Raw genomic sequence first — 20,735 nt, 5'->3', positions numbered from 1 at the left:
GATTTTTAGTCATACCAATTAACGAGTTGTCAGATGGCATCCACGTGGGCATCCCGAATGCCGAGGCTTGCATTAGTCGCGGCTCATTGGCGTCGACTCACATTTCAATGCACGCACCCGGATGAATTCAGTTCGTACAACAGATCAATGAATTCTTCATGGAACACGGAAAAACTCTCATCTCGCGGATCAGCTATCCGCGTGCGAATTCTCATCCCGGGACCGTGAGCGCGGCGGTCTGCATGGTTGCTCTCGTGGCATCGGATGCGCTCGCGCTGGCGTTCGCCGCCTGTGGCCTCGGTCAACTTCGTGTGTGGCCCGACGCGGAAATCCTGGAGCGCTTCGACTTCCGGATGGTTGCCATCCTGGCCGCCAATCTGCTCGCGATGTTGCGTTTTGCTTCACTCCACCACTACACGTGGCGCAAGCCGATGTTGCGTGAACTGCGCGAAGTATTCGGCGCGCTCGCGCTGGCGGGTGGCTGCGAACTCGCGCTTCTGACGCTGCACGGCGACGTCGGGTACCTGAGTGTCGCCGCGATCGCGTGGCTGTACGCGGCGCTCCTCGTACCGGTCGGGCGGCTGATCATCAAGCTCGTGCTCCTGAAGTTGCGTCTGTGGCAACGCGACTTGTTCGTGATCGGAAGCGGCAGGCTTGCTCTTGACGTCGCAACGGCGATTCAAAGCGAGCCGCTTACCGGATTGCGCATTCGCGCCTTCGTCCCGGAAGGCGAGAATCGACTGCCGCTCGGCGCGCACACGGCGGCATTGCATCCGCAGGACGTGGCGCTGCTTGCCGGTTCGGTCGTCATGGTCGCGCTGGAACCCGATCAGGCGGCGTTGCGCAGCGACTGGCTGCGCGCGCTCGGGTCGTCGCATGCGGCGAACGTCGTGTTGGTCAAGGGCGTCGCGGGCATGCCGCTGCACGGAATGGCGGCGACCTATGTCAAGTCCCACGACGTCCTGCTGCTCCAGGTCCGTGACAACCTGAGCCGCTGGCATGTCCGGTTCTTCAAGCGTTGCCTGGATATCACCGGCGCGCTCCTGGCTTCGCTCATGTTTTCGCCGCTGCTTTGCTATCTCGCGTGGCAAGTGCGGCGCGACGGCGGCAGCGCGATATACGGGCATCCGCGTATCGGCAAGGATGGGCGGCCATTCAAGTGCTACAAGTTCCGTTCGATGGTCGTCGACGCAGGCGCCGTGCTCGCCGAGCTGCTTGAACGCGATCCGCAGGCGCGGCGCGAATGGGAGCGCGACTTCAAGTTGAAGAACGACCCGCGCGTCACCCGTATCGGAGCGTTCTTGCGCCGCACGAGCCTGGACGAATTGCCGCAGTTGTGGAATGTGCTTCGCGGCGACATGAGTCTGGTCGGGCCGCGCCCCATCGTACAGGACGAACTTTCGCGCTATGGCGACGACGTCTGCTACTACCTGATGGCGCGTCCCGGCCTGACCGGCCTATGGCAAGTGAGCGGCCGCAACGATGCCGACTACGTCCGACGCGTCTATCTGGACGCCTGGTACGTGCGTAACTGGTCGCTCTGGTACGACATCGCCATTCTGTTCAAGACCGTCCGCGTCGTTCTCAAGCGGGACGGCGCTTACTGACCGGCTTTCCTTCATCCCACGCATTGTTCTCGTCGGCGCCTTGGCGCTGACTCACGTCATCTTCTCGAGTAATTTCGTGCTCCAAAGCAATACCCCATTTCTCTCTGCACGCCCTCGCCGCGCGCGGATCAACGCCTCTTGCGCTGCCGTAGTGCTGGGGCTCGCGCTTGCCGCTTCGTCAGGCGCCTATGCGGCGGATTCGTCGTGGCTCGCTGCTGACAGCGTTCCTCCGGTTCCCACGCTGCCTGGCCTCCAGTCCGACAGCAGCCGTGTGAGTTCACCCGCCGCGCTCGCCCCGCCGCTTCCCGCGGTGGCTGCCGCCGGCGCTCCGGCACCCGCGCCGCAAACGCTATTTCCCGACAAGGCGGAACGCGCGGCGCTCGATGCAAAGATGGTGCTGCCCGAGGCGAACGAGTACGAAAAATTCGTCGCGCAGGCGACGGGCAGGAAGCTCCAGCGTTTCGGCGCGGGCTTCTTCGCGTCGAGCGCGAGCCTGGCGGGCGCGTCGGTGAACGCGGTGCCGCCGGATTACCAGATCAACGTTGGCGACGAGATCTTGCTGCGTACTTGGGGCAGCGTCGATTCCGACCTGCGTCTCGTCGTGGATCGCGAAGGCTATGTGAACGTGCCGCGCGTGGGACGCATCGCTGTGTCGGGGGCGCGCTACGGTGACTTGCCGGGCCGCTTTCGCGCGGAAATCAGCCGCTACTACGCGAGCTTCGATCTCTCGGTATCGCTCGGACACCTGCGCGGCGTGACCGTTTACGTAACCGGTTTCGCGACGCGGCCGGGCGCCTATGTGGTCAACAGCCTCGCGACGCTGCTGAACGTGCTCGTCGAGGCCGGCGGGCCGGATTCGGGCGGCAGCATGCGCAATATCGAACTGCGCCGCAGCGGCCGCCTCGTATCGGTCTTCGACGGTTACCAACTGCTTCTTTCAGGCGACCGCGCCGGGGATGTCTCGCTGCAGCCGGGCGACATCGTGAACATCGGGCCGCTCGGCCAGCAGGTCGCGATCTACGGCAGCGTCAATGCGCCGGGCATCTTCGAAATGAAGCGCGGTGAACATGTGCGCGATCTCGTTCGCTTCGCGGGCGGACTCAACACGGTGGCCGACCACGAGCGCATCACGGTTGCGACGCTGCATGAGCGCGCGACGACCGGCGTCGAGGAAGCGCCGCTCGAAGCCAAGAGCGCGGAGTCCCTCACGGCGGGCGACATTTACCGTGTCTATTCCACCGCGGACTACATGGTGCCAATCGCGAGGCAGATGCGGCGGGTACGCATCGAAGGCGAAGTCGCGCGTCCCGGCGACTATCTCGTGGCCGGTACGGCGACCCTGCCCACGCTGATCGACCTAGCGGGCGGCCTGACACCGCAGGCGTTCCTGTACGGCAGCGAACTGGACCGTGAGTCGGTGCGCCGCACGCAGCAAGCCAACTACGATCGCGCGCTTCAGGACATGGAGCGTGCCGTGTCCGCGCGGGCGACGCTGCAGGCCAATGGCAAGGACGACGCGGAAAGCCAGAAGCAGCAGCTCGAAGCAGGCCAGCGCTTCTTGGCGAAGCTGCGCGAGTTACGTCCGACGGGCCGCATCGTGCTGGAAACCGCGCCCGACGACATCACACTGCCCATGCTCACGCTGGAAGACGGCGATCGCCTGATGATTCCGCCGCGTCCGACCACGGTCGGTGTGTACGGCAGCGTCTTCAACCAGGGTTCGTATCTGTACCGTCCGACGGCGCGTCTCGGCGACTACATCGGCCTCGCGGGCGGCGAGCAGCGCACCGCACACAAGAACGGCGAATTCGTCCTGCGTGCCAACGGGACGACGCGGTCCAACCAGCAGGGCTGGTTCAGCTCGATTTCGTCGCTCGACGCACTGCCCGGCGACACGGTGTTCGTCCCCGAGGATCTCGAACGCGTCACCTGGTGGCAAGCCACGAAAGAGTTCACCGCCATCCTTTACCAGTTTGGTCTGGGTGCCGCGGCGCTCAAGTTCCTCATCAATTGAGCGTGACTCCGTGAATACGACTTTCATACCGAAGCCGGTCGTGTCGGCGTGCGCGTGGATCGCCGATGGCTGGTCCGCGGCGTTGCCGCCGCTCGCCGGCATCGCGGCCGCCGTGGCGATCCTGCTCGTCGTGTCGCCGACATACACGGCGAAGACATCGTTTTTTCCGCCCGTGCAATCGCGCAGCTCGGCGGCAGCCGGCATCTTCAATCAACTGAACGCGCTCAGTGCACTGAGCGGGTCGAGCGGAAGCAAGACCGAGGCCGAACAGTACGTGGCAATGCTCAAGAGCCGCTCGATCGCGGACGCCGTCGTCGAAAAATTCGACCTCGGCCGCATCTATGGCAAGAAGTTGCCCGAGGACGTGCGCGAAGTCCTCGCGAAGCGGACCAACGTTTCCATGTCGTCGCGCAGTGAACTGATCGAAGTAAGCGTCGATGACCGCGATCCGCAGCGCGCGGCGAAGATGGCGGCCTATTACATCGACGCGCTGACGAGCCTTCTCGGCCGCGTTGCCGTGACGGATGCGCGGCAGCGGCGCGTGTTCTTCGAACGGCAGGTCGACGAGACGCGCGCCAAGCTCGCCAGTGCCGAGAAGCGCTTGCGCGGGTCGGGCGTCTCACCGTCGGCGGCGCAACTGGACCCCGGAGCCGCCGTCGGCATGGTCGCGCAGATGAACGCGAGCATTGCCGCGCAGGAAGTCAGGCTGGCAACGCTGCGTTCGGTCACGGGCGAGGCCAATCCCGCGACGCTTGCCGCGACGAGCGAACTCGCCGCCCTGAAGCGCAGGCTCGCGGAAATGCAGGCAGGTGCGAAAACCGCCGCGGGCGACGAATACGCCGGCCTCTACCGCGACTACAAATACAACAGCGCGTTGCTCGAACTCCTCGCGACCCAACTCGCGTCGGCGCGTATCGACGAAGCGCGCGATGGCAACTCGCTGCAAATCGTCGATTTCGCGACGGTGCCGCAGAAGAAAAGCAAGCCGCACGCGCTCATTGTGCTCGGCACGGGATTCGCCATCGGGATCGGCCTGAGCGTGCTCGCGTGGGCCGTCGCACGCGGCGCAAAGGATGGCCGCCGATGAACCGCAGCGCATCTGTGCGGCGGGTGATTCTGAGCGGCGGGCGGGAAGTCGGCGGCTTGCAGTCGTTCGCATCGAACGTCGGCGCCGGCTTTGACGCCCTCGGCATTCCGAGCGAAATCATCGGACGTCCGAGCGACATGCTCCGTCGCTGGAAGGACCTGCGCGACCCATCCGTGCTGAAAATTTTCAGCACCTGGGCGATCTTTTTATGTCCGCTGGCTCGCAATGCGATCGGTGTCGCGCATGGATTTCCGCGAATCGATGCGCAGGGCATCCTCAAGTTTCTCGCCATCCTGTCCAGCTTCAAGATTGCGCAGCGGTCTGCGCGCCTCGTCGCGGTGTCTGCCTATGTGCAACGTCATCTCGCTGCGCTCTTCGACATTCAGTGCGCCGCAACCGTGCATAACCCGCTGCCCGCATGCTGGGGCGCGACCTCGTCCGTGCAGGCGCCGCGCAATCTGATCACGTACGTCGGGCGTCTGCATCCGGTGAAACGCGTGTCCGAGTTTCTGCCGGCGGTGATAAGCGCGCTCGACGCCGACCCGAACCTCGAGGCGATGGTGATCGGTTCCGGCGAATGTGAAGCCGAGCTGAAGCAGCAGGCGAACCGACATCCGCGCGTGCATTTCGTCGCTTCGATGAACGCGCGCGAAGTGATCGACGTGTTGGCGCGGACAAAGGTTTTCTTCTCCGGCTGCGACACGGAGGCGTTCGGCATCTCGCTGCTAGAGGCGGCGGTGTCGGGCTGCAACCTCGTGACGACGGGCTCGGGTGGTTTTGTCGAAGTCATTCTCGGTGCGGTCAACAAGACGGCGTTCCTGCTGTCGCCGAGTTTCTCCGACGACGAATGTCGCGCGGCGCTCGACGCAGCGCTCGCCGCGCCGGGTCTGCATCTGGCTGCGGCGCCGTTCTTGCCCGAAGCGATCGCGCGGCAATATCTCACGGTTGCCGAGACCCGGGAAGGCGGGCGGTCATGAGCACGGTATGCGTGTTGGTCGCCGTCTATGCCAAGGACGATCCGCAGTTGTTTCGCGAATCGCTCTGGTCGAACGTGCTCGATCAAACCGAGTTGCCGGATCAGCTCGTGGTCGCGGTGGACGGTCCCATCGGCGAGGCGCTCGAGCTCGTCCTCACTCGGGCGCGGGCGGCATTCTCCGCGCGCCTCGGCGCCGATTTCATGACGGTCGTGCGTCTGTCGCGCAATCTCGGATTGCCGAGCGCGCTCAATGCGGGTATCGCGCGGTGCCGCTGTGACCTCATTGCGCGTGCGGACGCGGACGACCTGTCGTATCCCGAACGCTTTCGCCTGCAAAAAAAGGCGCTGGCCGAGTCGCCGGAGGTCGGCGTGGTGACGGCGTGGCAGCATGACTACGACGTCGACCGCTGCGAGATCGTCGCGACGAAAGTCTGCCCCGAGCATTCAGACGAGATCGCGGCGCTGTTGCAGCTGCGCAATCCCGTGTGTCATCCGAGCATGATGATTCGCACCGACGTGGTTCGTCAGCACGGCGCCTACAGCACATCGGTGCTTCTGCTCGAAGACTACGAACTCCATCTTCGATGGGTTTCACGAGGCGTGCGTTATCGCTGCCTGCCGGTGCCGCTGGTGCGCGTGGGTGTGTCGGCGGCGTTATACGGCAGACGAGGCGGTCTGAAATACGCGAGCCGTGAGTTCAGGTTTCGCATGGCCGCCGCGCGATGCGGGATGTTCAAGGGCGGTCCGCGCTTCTATTTGGTAACGCTCCTGTACCTGCTTTTCAGAACCGTGCCGGCTGGCGTGCGCCGGCGCCTCTATGCCCTCGTCCGCGCACGCGGCAGAGTGGCGGCGTCACAATGATGAAGGGTTCATGGATCATCAATCCGTTGCTGGTGTTCATCACCGGAGCGGTGATTTTCTGGGTCTTGCCCGAGGCGATCCGGATCGGGTTCTTCAACACCTATCAGACCGATGAGGTGTACGAGTACCTGAGCCTGTCGGCGGCGGCGGTTGTGGTGGCTTACCTGCTCTTCTCGGCGTGGCTGCGCAGCAGGGCGGCAAAGCCACGCCTGGAGGTTCAGCGCGACGTCGCACTTGGCTTGTCGGCGCGGGTGATCGGCTATCTCTCGCCAGTCTGCATGGTGCTTTCCGCCGCGTTTATCGCGATGCGCTGGGGCGTTGCGTACGGCGAGGGCGACAGCATGCCGTATGCGTTCCAGATCTTCTTCTACACGCATCTCTATACGTATTTCTTCTATCTGCGCTTCGTCGACGAACAGGAGATTCGGCGTCGCCGCTTTCTGCTCGTCACGCTGGCGGTTCTGCTGCCGCGCCTCCTGATCGCGACGCACTGGGGACGCTTCTTCGTCGGTCAGGCGATTCTGCCGTTCGTGTTCGCGCTTCTCGTCGGCGGCAAGGTGACCGTGCGGGCGCGACACCTCCTGATGATCGCGGCCGGCGCGGGCTGCATCTACTTCGTGCTGCCGCTCTTGCGCGGCGACGACATCGGCGGTGATGGAACCGAAAGCGTGCTGCGTTTTATCGCCGCTGGCGGACCGGTGCATCTTGTCGGGCAGGTCGAGGATATCGATCAGACCTTTCCCAACACCAATTTTCTGATGACGGGACTCGTCGGACCGTTCGCGCCCGGGCTTTTGTCGGCGGAAGAGCGCATCGACATCTGGGGAGAGCAGGGCGCGCCGCTCACGCTCGACCGCGCGTTCGCTTCGCTCGAAGGCATCGGCTTTTACTCGCTGACGGGCCCGGGCTCCGTGTATGTCGCCGATCTGCTCGTGGTCGGCGGCGTCGGCGCGCTGGTGGTGGGGTCTATCGTGATTGGCCTCTTTCTCGCGCTCGCGGGAGCGATATATCGGCTGCCGGTGCTCTACTCGATCGCGCTCTTCGACATCGTTAGCAAGATCGTGTTCTTGCCGCGCACGAGCTTCACCTACCTGATCGACCGGATCGTGATTCTCACGCTGATCTGCGCCGCGATGCTGTATGTCGCGCGCCGCGCCGGCACGCGGCAATGATGCGCCTCGCAAGGGCCGCAGCGCCTCTGCGGGCGCTGATGGTCCACGGCGACCTGCTTGCGTTCCAGATTGGCAACTGGGCGTCCGCGCAGTTGTTGTTCGCGATCTTCGGCGCTTTTTCCGCGCACGGCGCACTCGCGGACATCGCCTTCGTCGAGACGGCGTCTGCATTCTTCGGCACGACGTGCGCGACGATCGCCTTTCGCATCGGCTTTGCGTCGGTGCACCGGATGCGGATGCTCGCCGCTGCCCGGTTGGCGCTGCTGACGCTGCTCGCGATCGCCGCGCTGGGACGATACATCGAGTGGAAATGGGTGATCGGCGTCGCGCCTTCGTTGCTGACGCCCGCGCATTTCCCCGTCGTGTACGGCGCGAAGAAACAGGCGGTGGTGTTCCTGATTGGCGCGCGCGCGCTCGCGTGTGCCGCCTGCGTGTGGATCGCGCTTTCGCCCGCGATGGCGTTCGTGGTGTATTTCACGCCGGGGATCGCGTATGCGGCGGTGCTATATGCGCTGCACTTCGACGACTGGGCGCGGCAGCCGAAGCCCGGACGCACTCAACGCGCGACTCATGTCCGTGCCGGCGGCGGGCACAACGGCGGATCGCCGATCGACGCTTTTCTGGTCTTGCCGTGGGCAAGTGCGGGACTCTTCTTCATGCAGGCGACGATCGTCTCGCACATCGCCGCGGCGTCGCCGCCGCTCGCCGTGTTCGAGCGGCTGATGCGTTCGCTCTATTCGCTCGCCTATCCGTACCTGATGCGCTTCGCCCGCTTCGATAGCGAATTGCGGAAGGCCGCGGGCGTGCTCGCATTCGCGATTCCGTTGGCCGGGTTGGCGCTGCGCTTCGCGCCGACGGCGGCCGTCGCGATGTCGATTCCGGTGCTAATCGACTTCGTGACGACCAACCTGTTCCGGCTCGGCCCGCGGCGTCTGCGGACGCTCGCGGTCTGGGCGACGGCATGCGCGCTGATGCTCGCGGATGGACTGTGACGCGGCCGGGCACGCGACGGCCGACGGAAGGCGGCGTCGCGGGCCGGCTCACAAAAACATCAGCCAGTTCAACAAAAAGATATTCACGATCAACAAGGAAAGCGCCGTCGGCACCTGCACCTTGATCACCGCATTTTTATCGGGCAACTCCAGCAGCGCCGCCGGCACGATGTTGAAATTCGCGGCCATCGGCGTCATGAGCGTGCCGCAATATCCCGAGAACATGCCGATCGCGACCATCGTCGCCGGATTGCCATGGAAGACGCCCACCAGAATCGGCACGCCCACGCCGCCTGTCATCACCGGAAACGCCGCGAAGCCATTGCCCATCACCATCGTGAAGAGCGCCATGCCGACGCAATACACAGCCACCGCCACCAGACGGTAATCGAGATTGACATAGGCCGTCGTCACGTGCGCGACCGCCTTCCCGACGCCCGCATCCGAGAATACCAGCCCGAGCATGCCGAGCATCTGCGGCAGCACGGCCGCCCACGAGAGCGCGTCGATCAGCCGCCGCGTCTCCTGCATCGACTGCCCGACGGTGTCGCGCGTCATGACGCAGGCGATCGCGAGCGCGATCACGCAGCCGATCCCGAAGCCGATCAGCGTGACGTTCTTCAGTTCGATCAGCGGCGTGCCGCCGAACACCAGATACTTCGCGCCGAGCGTCACGATCACGGTCACGACTGGAATCGTCAGCGCGGGGATGAAGAGCTTGTTGCCGAGCCGCACCGCGCTCTGGCGGCGCGTCTCCTCCGACAGCATCTTCGGCTTCGCGCCCGTCACGCCGCCCAATCCGGCGATCAGCGCCATCGCGATCACCAATATGCCGACCACCGCAGGCGGCAGCAGATCGCCGATCAGGAAGATGAGCGCATAGACCAGCCAGAATGTGCCGGCGGTGAGCCGGCGCGGATGCGACTTGTCCGTGAGGATCATCCCGCCGACGACCACCAGCACGAGGCCGACCAGATAGAACAGATAGTTGATCGTGAGCGTCATGCCTTTTCTCCCGCGACGTTGCGCGTCAGCGCGCCGAGTTCGCGCGCGAGTTGCCGGTCCAGCAGCCACAGCCTGAAGCCGTGGATGAGAAACGCGCAGATCGCGGTCGGGATGCCCCACACGGCCACATGCAGCGGCTCGACGACGATCCCCGCTTCCTTCAGGAACGTGACCATCAGCACGATCGCGCCGAACGCGACGAAGATGTCCTCGCCGAAGAACAGGCCGACGTTGTCGGTCGCGGCGGAATACGCGCGCAGCTTGAAGCGGATCTTGTCGGAGAACTTGCCGTAGCGCGCTTCGGTCGCGCCCTCGGCCATCGGCGCGAGGAGCGGCCGCACCATCTGCGGATGGCCGCCGAGGCCGGTCAGGCCGACGGCCGCCGTCAGTTCGCGAATCAGCAGATACACGATCAAAAGACGCCCGGCCGTCGCCGCCTTGATACCCGAAATCCAGATTTGCGCGCGTTCGCGCAGACCGTGCCGTTCCAGCAGGCCGATCACCGCGAGCGGCAGCAGAATGATCAGCGGGATGTTGCGGGTCTTGAGAAAACCCGTGCCGATCGCAGCAAGAATGCGATCGAGCGGAAAATGCGCCGCAAAGCCGGTGACGATCGCGGCGGCGGCCACGATCAGCATCGGATTGAAGCGCAGGATAAAGCCCACGATGATGACGGCCACACCTATCAGCGGCCATAGATTGACTGCGGTTGCCATGAGATCTCCAAACGGTTCGACGTCATGTCCCGGAAGGCCGGGACGCGTTCCCGATGCGAACGCACGAGCGACGCGCCGCATCGGTGTGCCAAGCGGCTCTGACGGCCGCCTTGTGCTAAAACGCCCCGCGAAACCGGCGGGGCGTTCAATGCTTCATTGCCTCATTACTTCGGTATCGCGCAGTCAGTTGCCGTGCGCGGCGCGCACGTCGATGCCCGCATCCGCAAGCGCCGTGCGGATGCGCCGCGCGAATGCCAGCGCGTGCTCGCCGTCGCCGTGCAGGCAGATGGTCTGCGCATGGAGCGGCACCCATTCGCCGCTCACGGCCTTCACGCGCTGCTCGCGCACCATCGCGAGCGTGCGGTCGAGCACGATGTCTTCGTCGTCGAGCAGCGCGCCCGGCTCCTTGCGCGGCACGAGCGAGCCGTCCGCGCGATAGCCGCGATCCGCGAACACCTCTTCGATCGCGACGATCCCCGACTTGCGCGCGGCCTCGACAAGCCCGCTGTTCGCGAGCCCGAACACCATCAGCGACGGATCGAAGTCGTGCACGGCGGAAACGATGGCATCGGCGATGGCGGGGTTGCGCGCGGCCTGGTTGTAGAGCGCGCCGTGCGGCTTCACGTGCGCGATGCGCCCGCCTTCGGCCTGCGCGATCGCCGAGAGCGCGCCGAGCTGGTACAGCACGCCCGCGTAGATCTCGGAGGCCGGCAGGTCCATTTCCTTACGGCCGAAATTTTCGGGATCGTTGAAGCTCGGATGCGCGCCGATCGACACGCCCTTTTCGACCGCCCAGCGCACGCAATCGCGCATCGCGGTGGCGCCGCCTGCGTGCCAGCCGCACGCGATGTTCGCGGAACTCACCAGGTCGAGTAACGCCTCGTCGGAGCCGCACCCTTCGCCGAGATCGGCATTGAGATCGATTTCCATGTCGTTCACCTGATCCTTTGCGTTCATCGGAAACTCCGCGCGCAGCGTTCTTCGTGCATCGCGATCGCGGTCTGCACCTGTTTCACGTACATCCGTTCCTCGGCGAGCGCGTGGCGCGCCTCCTCCACCGACGTCTCGATGAACCGCACGCCGCTGTTCAACCGCGCCTGCGCGAGCTTCCACAAGTCGGCCTGGATCACGGCGCCGATCTTCGGATAGCCGCCCGTCGTCTGGGCATCGCCCATCAGGACGATCGGCTGGCCGTTCGGCGGCACCTGGATCGTGCCGGGCAGCACCGCGTGCGACAGCAGGTCCGTCCCGCTCTTGCGCTCGAGCGCCGTGCCCGCGAGGCGAAAGCCCATGCGGTTGCTGTTCGGCGTGATCGTCCATTCCTCGTTCCAGAAGTCCGCCTGGGCCGCGTCGGTGAAGCTCTCGTATTCCGGGCCGCGCAGCACGCGGATCGGAATCGACCACGCGACGCCCGCCGCGTGCCGTCCGCGCCGCAGCGGTTCGTCGACGAGGACGAACTTGCACCACGCGGGCGCCTTCACGCCGAACGCGGGCTCGTCCGGGGAAAAGGCGATGCCCGGATGCGGCAGCGGCACGCCGACCGGCAGCCGGTCGCCGTCGGTGAGCGTGCGGCCGCCGAGTCCGCCGAAACACGCGCCGAGATCGGTGCTGCGCGAGCCGAGCATCGGCAGCACGTCGATGCCGCCCGCCACGCACACGTAGCCGCGCATGCCGCGCTTGGCCGCGCGCAAGGTCAGTTCCTGACCCGCTCGCACCGGCAGGCTCCACCACGAGAAGACCGGTTCGCCGTCGAGCGTCGCGCCGAAATCCGTCCCGGTGATCGCGACGCGCGTCGCGTGCTTGAAGCGCAGCACGGTCGGCCCGAAGGTCACTTCGATGCCCGCCGCGTCCGGCGCATTGCCGACGATCCGGTTGCCGATTTCGAGCGACAGCGCGTCGAGCGCCCCGCCGGAACTCACGCCCAGATGCCGGTAGCCGTGCCGCCCGAGGTCCTGCACGGAGGTGAGCACGCCCGCGCGAATCACGTCGATCATGCCCGCACCTCCAGCGCCGTGAAGCGCACGCGGTCGCCGGGCTGCATGAGCGTCGGCGGATTGCGGGCGGGGTCGAAGAGCTTGAGGTCGGTGCGTCCGAGCAACTGCCAGCCGCCCGGCGACGCCGCCGGATAAATGCCCGTCTGCTCCCCACCGATGCCGACCGATCCGGCCGGCACTTCGAGCCGCGGTTCCGCGCGGCGCGGCATGCAGAGCGACCGGTCGAGGCCGCCCATGTACGCGAAGCCCGGCTGGAATCCGAGGAAGAAGACGACGTACTCGGCCTCCGTGTGCCGCTTCACGACTTCATCGACCGACAAGCCCACGTGTTTCGCGAGCGCAGCGAGATCCGGTCCGTCGGTGCCGCCGTAGCGCACGGGGATTTCGACTTGCGCCGCGCCGGATTCGACGACGGTCACGGTGTCCCAGCCGTCGTCCAGTTGCTGCGCGAGGCTTTCGTATTCGGCTTCGAGCGGATCGAACACGATCGTCAGATTGTTCATGCCAGGCACGACTTCGACGACGTGCGGCCACAGCCGCGCGCTGTCCGCGAGCGCCCACATGCGGCGCTGGCAGTCGAGCGTCGCGGGCGGCGGCGCCGTGCAGACGAGGGCGGTGTCGCCGAGCGGATGAATGCGTGGTCGTGTCATGCGTGTTTTTCGGGTGAGCGGGACGTACCTGATGACGCAAGGCGCCGCCGCAGAATGTACATTATCAATAAATTATCGACAAATTATCTATCAGCGTTTCTTCCGATGCGCTTGAAAATCAGTCGATACGCTACACTCCAACGCACTCAAAACCGGGCGAGAACCATGCCGCGCCATCCCACCAAGATCGTTTCCTCCGAGCATCTCGTTTCCGAATCGAGCGCGGAACTGTCCGAACTCGAATACGGGCTCATCATGGCGAGCAACGCGTTCAACCGCTGGATGGTGCGCTGCATGTCGGCGGCGGGCGCGAAGGACATGACGGCGGTCGAGGTGTCGCTGCTGCACCACGTGAGCCATCGCGACCGCAAGAAGAAGCTCGCCGACATCTGCTTCGTGCTGAACATCGAGGACACGCATGTCGCTACGTATGCGCTGAAAAAACTCGTGGCGCGCGGCTACGTCAAGAGCGAAAAGACCGGCAAGGAAGTGTTCTTTTCCGCGACGCCCGCCGGCCGGGAGCTATGCGGCAAGTATCGCGAAGTGCGCGAGAGTTGTCTGATCACGACGCTGCGCGAAAGCGGTCTGACGAACGAACAGATCGGCGAAGCGGCGCAACTGATGCGCAATGCGTCGGGTCTTTACGACACCGCCGCGCGCGCCGCTGCTTCGCTGTGATCTTTGATGCAAGCGCTCAATAAATGGCGGCTTCGGTGACGACCGCATCGAGCGGCATGTCGTGCGCCTCGTGCGGCAGCGAATCGCACCGGCCCGCCTCGAACGCGACGCCGATCGTCACCGGCTTTCTTGCCGCCGGCCACGCGGCCAGCGTGCGATCGTAATAGCCGCCGCCATATCCCAGCCGATAGCGATCTGCATCGAACCCCACGCACGGTATCAATAACAGATCCGGCACGACCGCGCGCTCCTCGAGCGGCACCGGAATGCGATAGCGGCCCGCTTTCATCGGCGCATCCTCGTGCCACGCGTGAAAGCGCATCGGCGCATGCTTCTCGACGACGACCGGCAGCGCCGCACTGCGCGACGCATCGAGCGCGAGCCACACGGCGAGCGCATTGCGCGCATCGAACTCGCTCGCAACCGGCCAGTAAAAGCCGATGCACGACGCCTGCGGATGCCGCGCGATCGCGGCCATCAGACGGCGTGCGAGCGCCTCGTTTCGCGCCGCGTGATCGGCCTCTTCGCGTTGCGCTTCGCGGCTTGCGAGCAGGGTTGCGCGCAGCGCGCTTTTCGGTTCTGGAGAAGGGTTGCGTGCTATGCTTTCGACCAATTCGCGCTCCTGAAATAACGATGTCAAAACGCCTCAATCGAGTATATCTCGCGGTCGGTTCGGTGCTCGCGACACTCAGTTTCGTCGCTTGCAGCACCGCTTCCGCCGTCCGCCCCGACGCCGACTTCATCCCTTCGTCCGACGACCGCGTCTTCATGCAGTTGCGCGAAGCCGCGCGCAACAACGACGCGGGCAAGGCCGCCGCACTCGCCGCGCAGATTCCGGAGTACCCGGCGCCGGGATATATCGAATACTTCACGATCAAGCCGCAACTGTTCGACTCGCAGGGCCACGCGCGCGTCGATGCGCCCGACGAACCGGTGCTCTCGTTCCTGCAGCGCTACGACGGCCAGGCCATCGCGGACCGCATGCGCAACGACTACCTCGTCGTGCTCGGCGGCCGTCACGACTGGCGCAACTTCGAGCAGCAGTATTCCCGCTTCGTGCTCAACGACGACACGCAGGTGAAATGCTACGCGCTCGAAGCGCGCGCGGCACGCGGAGAAAATGTCGCCGACGCGGCGCGCGCCCTGCTCGTCGATCCGAAATGGTATGGCGACGGCTGCGTCGATCTGATCGGCGCGCTGGCTCGCAACCAGCAATTCTCAAGCGACGACGTCTGGCAGCAGATTCGTCTCGCCTACGAGCAGAACTATACGAACACGGGCGCGAAGATCGTCGATGCGCTCGGACAGGAACGTCCCGATGCGACGCTCTTCGACAACGCCACCAGCACGCCGCCGCTCTATCTAGCGCGCGGCGTGATGCCGAACACGCCGGCGCATCAGCTGACGCTCGTCGCGATCACGCGCATGGCGCGCAACGATCCCGCAATGGCCGCCGCGACGTTCAGTTCGGTCGCGCCGAGCCTGACCGCGCCGGAGCGCGCGATCGGCTGGGGCACCATTGGCTATCAGGCGGCGCTCAAGCGCATGCCGGGCGCGGCGGACTGGTATCGGCTGTCGGTGAATGCGCCGTTGTCGGTTCCGGCTTATGAATGGCGCACGCGCAGCGCGCTGCTCGCCGGCGACTGGAACATGGTGCGCTGGTCGGTCGAGCAGATGCCGCCCACGCTGCGCAGCCAGCCCGCGTGGATCTACTGGCACGCCCGTGCGCTCAAGCAATCCGGCGACACCGCGACGGCCGCGCGCGAATTCCAGTCGATTGCCGATCGCTTCGACTTCTACGGTCAGCTGGCTTCGGAAGAACTCGGCCAGAAGATCACGATTCCGCCGCGCACCTCCGTCTCCGACGCCGAGATCGCGCAGATGCAATCGGTGCCGGGCTTCGCGTTGTCGCAGCGTTTCTACGCGATGAACCTGCGTCTCGAAGGCAATCGCGAATGGAACTGGCCGCTGCGCCAGATGAGCGATCGGCAACTGCTCGCCTCCGCGCAGTACGCGCGCCGCATCGAACTGTTCGACCGCACGGTCAATACCGCCGACAAGACTCGCGCCGAGCACGACTTCTCGCTGCGCTATCTCTCGCCGTTTCGCGAGATCGTCGAGCGCGATGCGCAGAACACCGGGCTCGACGTCGAATGGGCGTATGGGCTGATCCGGCAGGAATCGCGCTTCATCATCAACGCGCGCTCGGAAGTCGGCGCGGGCGGGCTGATGCAGCTGATGCCGGGCACGGCGCAGCTCGTTGCCAAAAAGATCGGCCTCGGCACCGTGTCCCGCGCGCAGATGAACGACATCAATACGAACATTCTGCTCGGAACCAACTATTTGTCGATGATCTACAATCAATTTGACAATTCGCCGGTCCTCGCCACGGCGGGCTACAACGCCGGTCCGGGACGTCCGAACAAGTGGCGCGGCGACCTCACGGCGCCGGTCGAAGGCGCGATTTTTGCTGAAACCATTCCGTTCTCCGAGACGCGCGACTACGTGAAGAACGTGCTGTCGAACACCGTCTACTATGCGGCGCTGTTCGAAGGCCGTCCGCAATCGCTGAAGGCACGGCTCGGCTACATCGCGCCGTAAGCCTTGCCTGCGAAGGCCGCGCGTTTCACCACTCCGTTCATCGGAAGACGCGCGGCGCGGTTCTCGCGCGAAGCCCTCGCGTGAAGCCGCCGCCATCCATCAGAGGCGAATATGCGACATCAGAAAGTAGCGCTGATCGGCGGTTCGGGTTTCATCGGCAGTCATCTCGTCAACGCGCTCGTCGAGCTGGGCAAGAATGTGCGCATCGCGACGCGGCAGCGAAACAATGCCGCGCACCTGACGCTGCTTCCCGTCGATGTGATCGAAACCGACGTGTACGATCCGGCGCAGCTTGCCGCGTTCGTCGCGGAGGCCGATGCGGTGGTCAATCTCGTCGGCATCCTGCAAGGGCGGCGCGGCGATCCCTACGGTCCCGAGTTCGCAAAGGCGCATGTCGAATTGCCGAAGCGCATCGTCGCGGCTTGCGAGTCGAAGGGCGTGCGGCGTCTGCTGCACATGAGCGCGATCGGCGCCGATCCGAACGGTCCGAGCATGTATCTGCGCTCGCGCGGCGACGGCGAGAAGGTGATCCGCGAATCGTCGCTCGCCACGACCATCTTTCAGAGTTCGGTCGTGTTCGGCCCTGAAGACAATCTGCTGAACCAGTTCGCGTTTCTCGAACGCCTGTTCCCGGTGATTCCGCTCGCCTGCGCCGACGCCCAGTTCCAGCCGGTATTCGTCGGCGACGTGGCGAAGGCGATCGTCAACGTGCTCGATCTCGATGCCGCGAGCGGCCGCACCTACGAACTCGCGGGGCCGGCCGTCTACACGCTCGCGGAGCTCGTGCGCTTCAGCGGCGCGACCATCGGCAAGCACGCGAAGATCATCAAGCTGCCGGACAGCCTCGGCCGGTTGCAGGCGATGGCGCTCGAACTGGCGCCCGGCGAGCCGATGATGTCGCGCGACAATCTCGATTCGATGAAAACGCCGAGCATCGCGAGCGGACCGCTCGCGCCGGAACTCGGCATCGATGAGCCGGCGAGCATCGAGGCCATCGCGCCCATGTATCTGACCGGCAATTCGTCGCGCTCGCGCTTCAGCACGTTTCGCGCGTCGGCGCATCGTTGAACTCTCACTGGCTTCCTTCTTCAAGCGTGCCCATGAAACTTCTTATCGGTGACAAGTCTGTGTCGTCCTGGTCGATGCGGCCGTGGCTCCTGCTGACGCACTTCGCAATTCCCTTCGACGAAATCCCGGTGCGCCTCGGCCGTCCCGACACGACGGAGCAAATCCTGCGCTATTCGCCGTCGGGCAAGGTGCCGTGCCTGATCACCGATGCGAGCGAGCCGGTCTGGGAATCGCTCGCGATCATCGAAACGCTTGCCGAACAGTATCCGCAGCACGCCATGTGGCCGCGCGACGCGTCGGCCCGCGCACGGGCGCGCAGCATCAGCGCGGAAATGCACGCGGGTTTCGCGGACCTGCGTCGCGACATGCCGATGGATGTCCACAAACGCGCACCCGGCACCGGCCACACGCCGGACGCGCTCGCGAACGTGGCGCGCATCGAGGCGATCTGGCAGGCGTGCCTGAGCGCGCACGGCGGGCCGTTCCTGTTCGGCGAATTCGGTATCGCCGATGCGATGTTCGCGCCGGTCGTGATGCGCTTCAATTCCTACGCACCGCCGCTCTCCGACGTGGCGCGCGCCTACGCCGAGCGCGTGACGGCGCTGCCGGCGGTCGCCGCGTGGATCGACGCCGCGGGCAGCGAGCGATGAACATCTACGCCGTGGGCGGCGCGGTCCGCGACGAACTGCTCGGCGTGCCGGTGGTGGATCGCGATTACGTCGTGGTCGGGGCGACGCCCGAGCAGATGGTCGCGCAGGGATATCGGCCGGTCGGGAAGGATTTTCCGGTGTTCCTGCACCCGGTGACGCACGAGGAATACGCGCTCGCGCGCACCGAACGCAAGACGGCGGCGGGCTATCACGGCTTCCAGTTCTACTATTCGCCCGACGTGACGCTCGAAGAGGATCTCGCGCGCCGCGACCTGACGATCAACGCGATGGCGCGCGAAGTGAGCCCGGACGGCGAACTCACCGGTCCGGTCATCGATCCGTTCAATGGGCGCGCCGATCTCGCGCAGAAGCTGTTTCGCCACGTCGGGGAAGCGTTCGTCGAAGATCCGGTGCGCGTTCTGCGCATCGCGCGCTTCGCGGCGCGTTTTGCGGATTTCACCGTCGCCGACGAAACGCGCGCGCTGATGAAGAAGATGGTCGCGGCGGGCGAGGTCGACGCGCTCGTGCCCGAGCGCGTGTGGCAGGAAGTGTCGCGCGGACTGATGGAGCGCACGCCCTCGCGGATGTTCGAGGTGCTGCGCGAAAGCGGCGCGCTCGTGCGCATCCTGCCGGAAGTCGAGGCGCTGTGGGGCGTGCCGCAGCGCGCCGACTATCACCCCGAAGTCGATACCGGCGTGCACGTGATGATGGTGCTCGACTACGCGGCGTCGCAGGGTTTCGCGCTGCCGGTGCGGTTCGCGGCGCTCACGCACGACCTCGGCAAGGCAACCACGCCCGACGATATCCTGCCGCGCCATATCGGTCACGAAGGGCGCAGCGTCGATCTGCTCAGGCCCTTGTGCGAGCGGCTGCGCGTGCCGAACGAATGTCGCGATCTGGCGCTGCTCGTCGCGCGCGAGCACGGCAACATTCATCGCGTGATGGAGATGGGACCGGCGGCGCTCGTGCGCCTCTTCGAGCGCTGCGACGCGCTGCGCAAGCCCGCGCGTTTCGCGGAAGCGTTGCAGGCGTGCGTCGCGGACGCGCGCGGGCGGCTCGGCCTGTCGCAGCAGCCGTATCCGCAGGCGGAGCGGCTGCGCGAAGCGCTGGTGGCGGCGCGTGCGGTCGATGCGGGCGCCGTCGCGCAGCAGTACGCGAGCGCGCCCGCGAAGATCAAGGACGCGGTGCATCACGCGCGCGTCGAGGCGGTCAAGGCGGCGCTGGAGAACGCGGCGGGTTCAAGCGCCTGAAAGATCAAAGGATTCGTGCGATGAACGAAAGCAGCATCGAAAGAATCAGCGTCGACATGAACGGGAACGGATACTCGCGCCCGAACAGACGCAGCGTGAAATCGCCGGGCAGCCTGCCGATGCCGAGCTTTCTGAGCCACGGCCAGCAGGCCGAGAGGATCGACAGCGCGACGAAGGTGGTGAGCAGCCAGCGGATCACGGCGCGTTCCTACAGCGTGTGCGAGCGGTCGCCGGCCGCGAAGGCGTCGAGCGTCTCGTCGATGCCGCGCGAGAACGCGATCACCTTGAACAGCTCGCCCATCTCCGCTTCCGACAACAGCTTCTGCACCGCGTTGGCCGCCGGCAGATAGCGGCGGGCGTCGGCGGGATCGATGTCGGTGAGGACATCGGTGATGCCGGCATTCATCAGGAAGCGCGCCTGCGACGTGAAGCCGAGCAGGTCCGCGCCCGTCTCCACGCCCGCTTCCGCGATGCCGGTGAATTCGACGTGCGCGGTGATGTCCTGCAAGCCGGGGTACAGGAACGGATCGGCGTGCGCGCGATGCCGGTAATGGCACATCAGCGTGCCGCCCGCGCGTTGCGCGTGATAGAACTCGTGACGCGGAAACCCGTAGTCGATGAACAACGCCGCGCCGCGCGTGAGCATCGAGCAGACCGTCTTCGTGAACGCGAGCGCCGCTTCGTGCGTCTCGGTGAGGTATTCGGCGAAAGGCTCGTCGTTGACGGCGTCGATGGCGGTGTCGATCGTCGCGACAAGCGGATCGGCGGCGAGCGGCTTGTCGTCGAAGGCGAAACGGTCGTCCAGTTCCACCACGCCGCGTTCGTGCCACGCGCCGAGCTTGCGCACGACGAGACGTACCGGCATCGCATCGAGCACTTCGTTGCCGATCACAACGCCCGCGAATTCTTCCGGCAGCGCATCGAGCCATTTCACCTTCGACGCGAGGACGGGCGCCTCGGCTTCTAGCGTCGCGCTCTGGCGCTCGCGCAATTCGCCGGACAAATCGACGATCGAATAGCTGTCGAACGGGACGTCGAGGTCGGCGAGCGCGTTCAGGAGCCCCGCCGCCAGCTTGCCCGTGCCCGCGCCGAATTCCATCAGGTCGCGCGTGCCGCTTTTCCGTAGCGCTTCTGCAACAGGCCGCGCGAGCGTGGCGGCGAAAAGCGGCGAGAGTTCCGGCGCTGTCACGAAGTCGCTGCCGTCTTCCGCGCGGCGGCCAAATTTCATCGCGCCGCCGCTGTAGTAGCCGAGGCCCGGCGCGTACAGCGCGAGTTCCATATAGCGGTCGAAGGGCAGCCAGCCGCCCGCGTCGGCCATACGCTCGCGAATCAGGGCCGTGAGCGCTGCGGATTGCGCCAGCGCGTCGGCGCCGGGAGCAGGTAAACTGTCGGATTGTCGGGCATTCGGATTCAT

At 65.4% G+C, this 20,735-nt stretch carries 20 protein-coding genes; 12 read left to right on the top strand and 8 right to left on the bottom strand.

Annotated elements, in window-relative coordinates; translation table 11 throughout:
- The first annotated feature begins 158 nt into the window (after nt 1-158).
- From wbaP to QCE48_RS14395, 7 genes are all read left to right on the top strand, one after another.
- Nucleotides 159-1,607: an undecaprenyl-phosphate galactose phosphotransferase WbaP gene (gene wbaP / locus QCE48_RS14425; RefSeq protein WP_309794178.1), complete on the top strand. Its 1,449-nt coding sequence runs from the start codon at nt 159-161 to the stop codon at nt 1,605-1,607.
- A 271-nt stretch (nt 1,608-1,878) separates the two neighbouring features.
- Entirely contained in the window at nt 1,879-3,621 is a 1,743-nt protein-coding gene (locus QCE48_RS14420; protein WP_309787046.1) for an SLBB domain-containing protein, read from the top strand.
- A 10-nt stretch (nt 3,622-3,631) separates the two neighbouring features.
- On the top strand, nt 3,632-4,708 hold the full coding sequence (locus tag QCE48_RS14415; RefSeq protein WP_309787047.1) for a GNVR domain-containing protein: 1,077 nt from the start codon (nt 3,632-3,634) through the stop codon (nt 4,706-4,708).
- The gene (locus QCE48_RS14410; RefSeq protein ID WP_309787049.1) at nt 4,705-5,685 is read left to right on the top strand and encodes a glycosyltransferase family 4 protein; all 981 of its coding nucleotides are present in this window, start codon (nt 4,705-4,707) and stop codon (nt 5,683-5,685) included. The genes QCE48_RS14415 and QCE48_RS14410 overlap by 4 nt, the downstream gene beginning before the upstream one ends.
- Nucleotides 5,682-6,545 carry a glycosyltransferase gene (locus tag QCE48_RS14405; RefSeq protein WP_309787051.1) on the top strand — a complete coding sequence of 288 codons (864 nt, stop codon included), beginning with the start codon at nt 5,682-5,684 and terminating at the stop codon, nt 6,543-6,545. Before QCE48_RS14410 ends, QCE48_RS14405 begins: the two co-directional genes overlap by 4 nt.
- Complete coding sequence (locus QCE48_RS14400; protein WP_309787052.1) at nt 6,542-7,717, top strand: hypothetical protein; 1,176 nt, start codon at nt 6,542-6,544, stop codon at nt 7,715-7,717. Before QCE48_RS14405 ends, QCE48_RS14400 begins: the two co-directional genes overlap by 4 nt.
- Nucleotides 7,714-8,709 carry a hypothetical protein gene (locus QCE48_RS14395; protein ID WP_309787053.1) on the top strand — a complete coding sequence of 332 codons (996 nt, stop codon included), beginning with the start codon at nt 7,714-7,716 and terminating at the stop codon, nt 8,707-8,709. The genes QCE48_RS14400 and QCE48_RS14395 overlap by 4 nt, the downstream gene beginning before the upstream one ends.
- A 48-nt stretch (nt 8,710-8,757) precedes the next feature.
- Here the strand turns inward: QCE48_RS14395 and QCE48_RS14390 are convergent, their stop codons facing one another.
- The 5 genes from QCE48_RS14390 to pxpB all read right to left on the bottom strand — a co-directional run bounded on the left by QCE48_RS14390 (nt 8,758) and on the right by pxpB (nt 13,074).
- Nucleotides 8,758-9,714 carry a DUF979 domain-containing protein gene (locus QCE48_RS14390; RefSeq protein ID WP_309787054.1) on the bottom strand — a complete coding sequence of 319 codons (957 nt, stop codon included), beginning with the start codon at nt 9,712-9,714 and terminating at the stop codon, nt 8,758-8,760.
- Nucleotides 9,711-10,430, bottom strand: coding sequence for a DUF969 domain-containing protein (locus tag QCE48_RS14385; protein ID WP_309787055.1), 720 nt, complete (start codon nt 10,428-10,430; stop codon nt 9,711-9,713). The genes QCE48_RS14390 and QCE48_RS14385 overlap by 4 nt, the downstream gene beginning before the upstream one ends.
- A 183-nt stretch (nt 10,431-10,613) precedes the next feature.
- On the bottom strand, nt 10,614-11,360 hold the full coding sequence (pxpA, locus tag QCE48_RS14380) for a 5-oxoprolinase subunit PxpA (protein ID WP_087631828.1): 747 nt from the start codon (nt 11,358-11,360) through the stop codon (nt 10,614-10,616).
- Between the two features lie 23 nt (nt 11,361-11,383).
- Complete coding sequence (locus tag QCE48_RS14375) at nt 11,384-12,424, bottom strand: biotin-dependent carboxyltransferase family protein (protein ID WP_309787056.1); 1,041 nt, start codon at nt 12,422-12,424, stop codon at nt 11,384-11,386.
- Nucleotides 12,421-13,074 (bottom strand): 5-oxoprolinase subunit PxpB, encoded by a 654-nt coding sequence (pxpB, locus tag QCE48_RS14370; protein ID WP_309787057.1) that lies wholly within the window; start codon nt 13,072-13,074, stop codon nt 12,421-12,423. Before pxpB ends, QCE48_RS14375 begins: the two co-directional genes overlap by 4 nt.
- Before the next feature lie 165 nt (nt 13,075-13,239).
- Between pxpB and QCE48_RS14365 the strand changes: the two genes are divergently transcribed.
- The gene (locus tag QCE48_RS14365) at nt 13,240-13,752 is read left to right on the top strand and encodes a winged helix DNA-binding protein (protein WP_062631906.1); all 513 of its coding nucleotides are present in this window, start codon (nt 13,240-13,242) and stop codon (nt 13,750-13,752) included.
- 16 nt (nt 13,753-13,768) lie between these two features.
- Here QCE48_RS14365 and QCE48_RS14360 read toward each other — a convergent pair whose 3' ends face one another.
- Nucleotides 13,769-14,365 carry a 5-formyltetrahydrofolate cyclo-ligase gene (locus QCE48_RS14360; RefSeq protein ID WP_309787058.1) on the bottom strand — a complete coding sequence of 199 codons (597 nt, stop codon included), beginning with the start codon at nt 14,363-14,365 and terminating at the stop codon, nt 13,769-13,771.
- A gap of 20 nt (nt 14,366-14,385) precedes the next feature.
- On the opposite strand from QCE48_RS14360, the gene QCE48_RS14355 reads away from it, so the two are divergent.
- The 4 genes from QCE48_RS14355 (at nt 14,386) to QCE48_RS14340 (ending at nt 19,321) form a co-directional block, all read left to right on the top strand.
- Entirely contained in the window at nt 14,386-16,353 is a 1,968-nt protein-coding gene (locus QCE48_RS14355; RefSeq protein ID WP_309787060.1) for a transglycosylase SLT domain-containing protein, read from the top strand.
- Nucleotides 16,354-16,464: 111 nt separating this feature from the next.
- Nucleotides 16,465-17,421 (top strand): complex I NDUFA9 subunit family protein, encoded by a 957-nt coding sequence (locus tag QCE48_RS14350; RefSeq protein ID WP_309787062.1) that lies wholly within the window; start codon nt 16,465-16,467, stop codon nt 17,419-17,421.
- 32 nt (nt 17,422-17,453) lie between these two features.
- A complete protein-coding gene (locus QCE48_RS14345; RefSeq protein ID WP_309787064.1) occupies nt 17,454-18,071 on the top strand; it encodes a glutathione S-transferase family protein in 618 nt (205 codons plus the stop codon).
- A complete protein-coding gene (locus QCE48_RS14340) occupies nt 18,068-19,321 on the top strand; it encodes a multifunctional CCA addition/repair protein (protein ID WP_309787065.1) in 1,254 nt (417 codons plus the stop codon). Before QCE48_RS14345 ends, QCE48_RS14340 begins: the two co-directional genes overlap by 4 nt.
- Nucleotides 19,322-19,325: 4 nt before the next feature.
- Here QCE48_RS14340 and QCE48_RS14335 read toward each other — a convergent pair whose 3' ends face one another.
- Together QCE48_RS14335 and QCE48_RS14330 are read right to left on the bottom strand one after the other, a co-directional pair.
- Nucleotides 19,326-19,520, bottom strand: coding sequence for a DUF2905 domain-containing protein (locus tag QCE48_RS14335; protein ID WP_309787067.1), 195 nt, complete (start codon nt 19,518-19,520; stop codon nt 19,326-19,328).
- Between the two features lie 9 nt (nt 19,521-19,529).
- Entirely contained in the window at nt 19,530-20,735 is a 1,206-nt protein-coding gene (locus QCE48_RS14330; RefSeq protein ID WP_309787068.1) for an SAM-dependent methyltransferase, read from the bottom strand.

Source organism: Caballeronia sp. LZ024 (assembly GCF_031451455.1).
Classification (GTDB): Bacteria; Pseudomonadota; Gammaproteobacteria; order Burkholderiales; family Burkholderiaceae; genus Caballeronia; species Caballeronia telluris.
The sequence above is the reverse complement of the archived record's forward strand: the minus strand, read 5'-3'. Positions and strand labels throughout refer to the sequence as shown.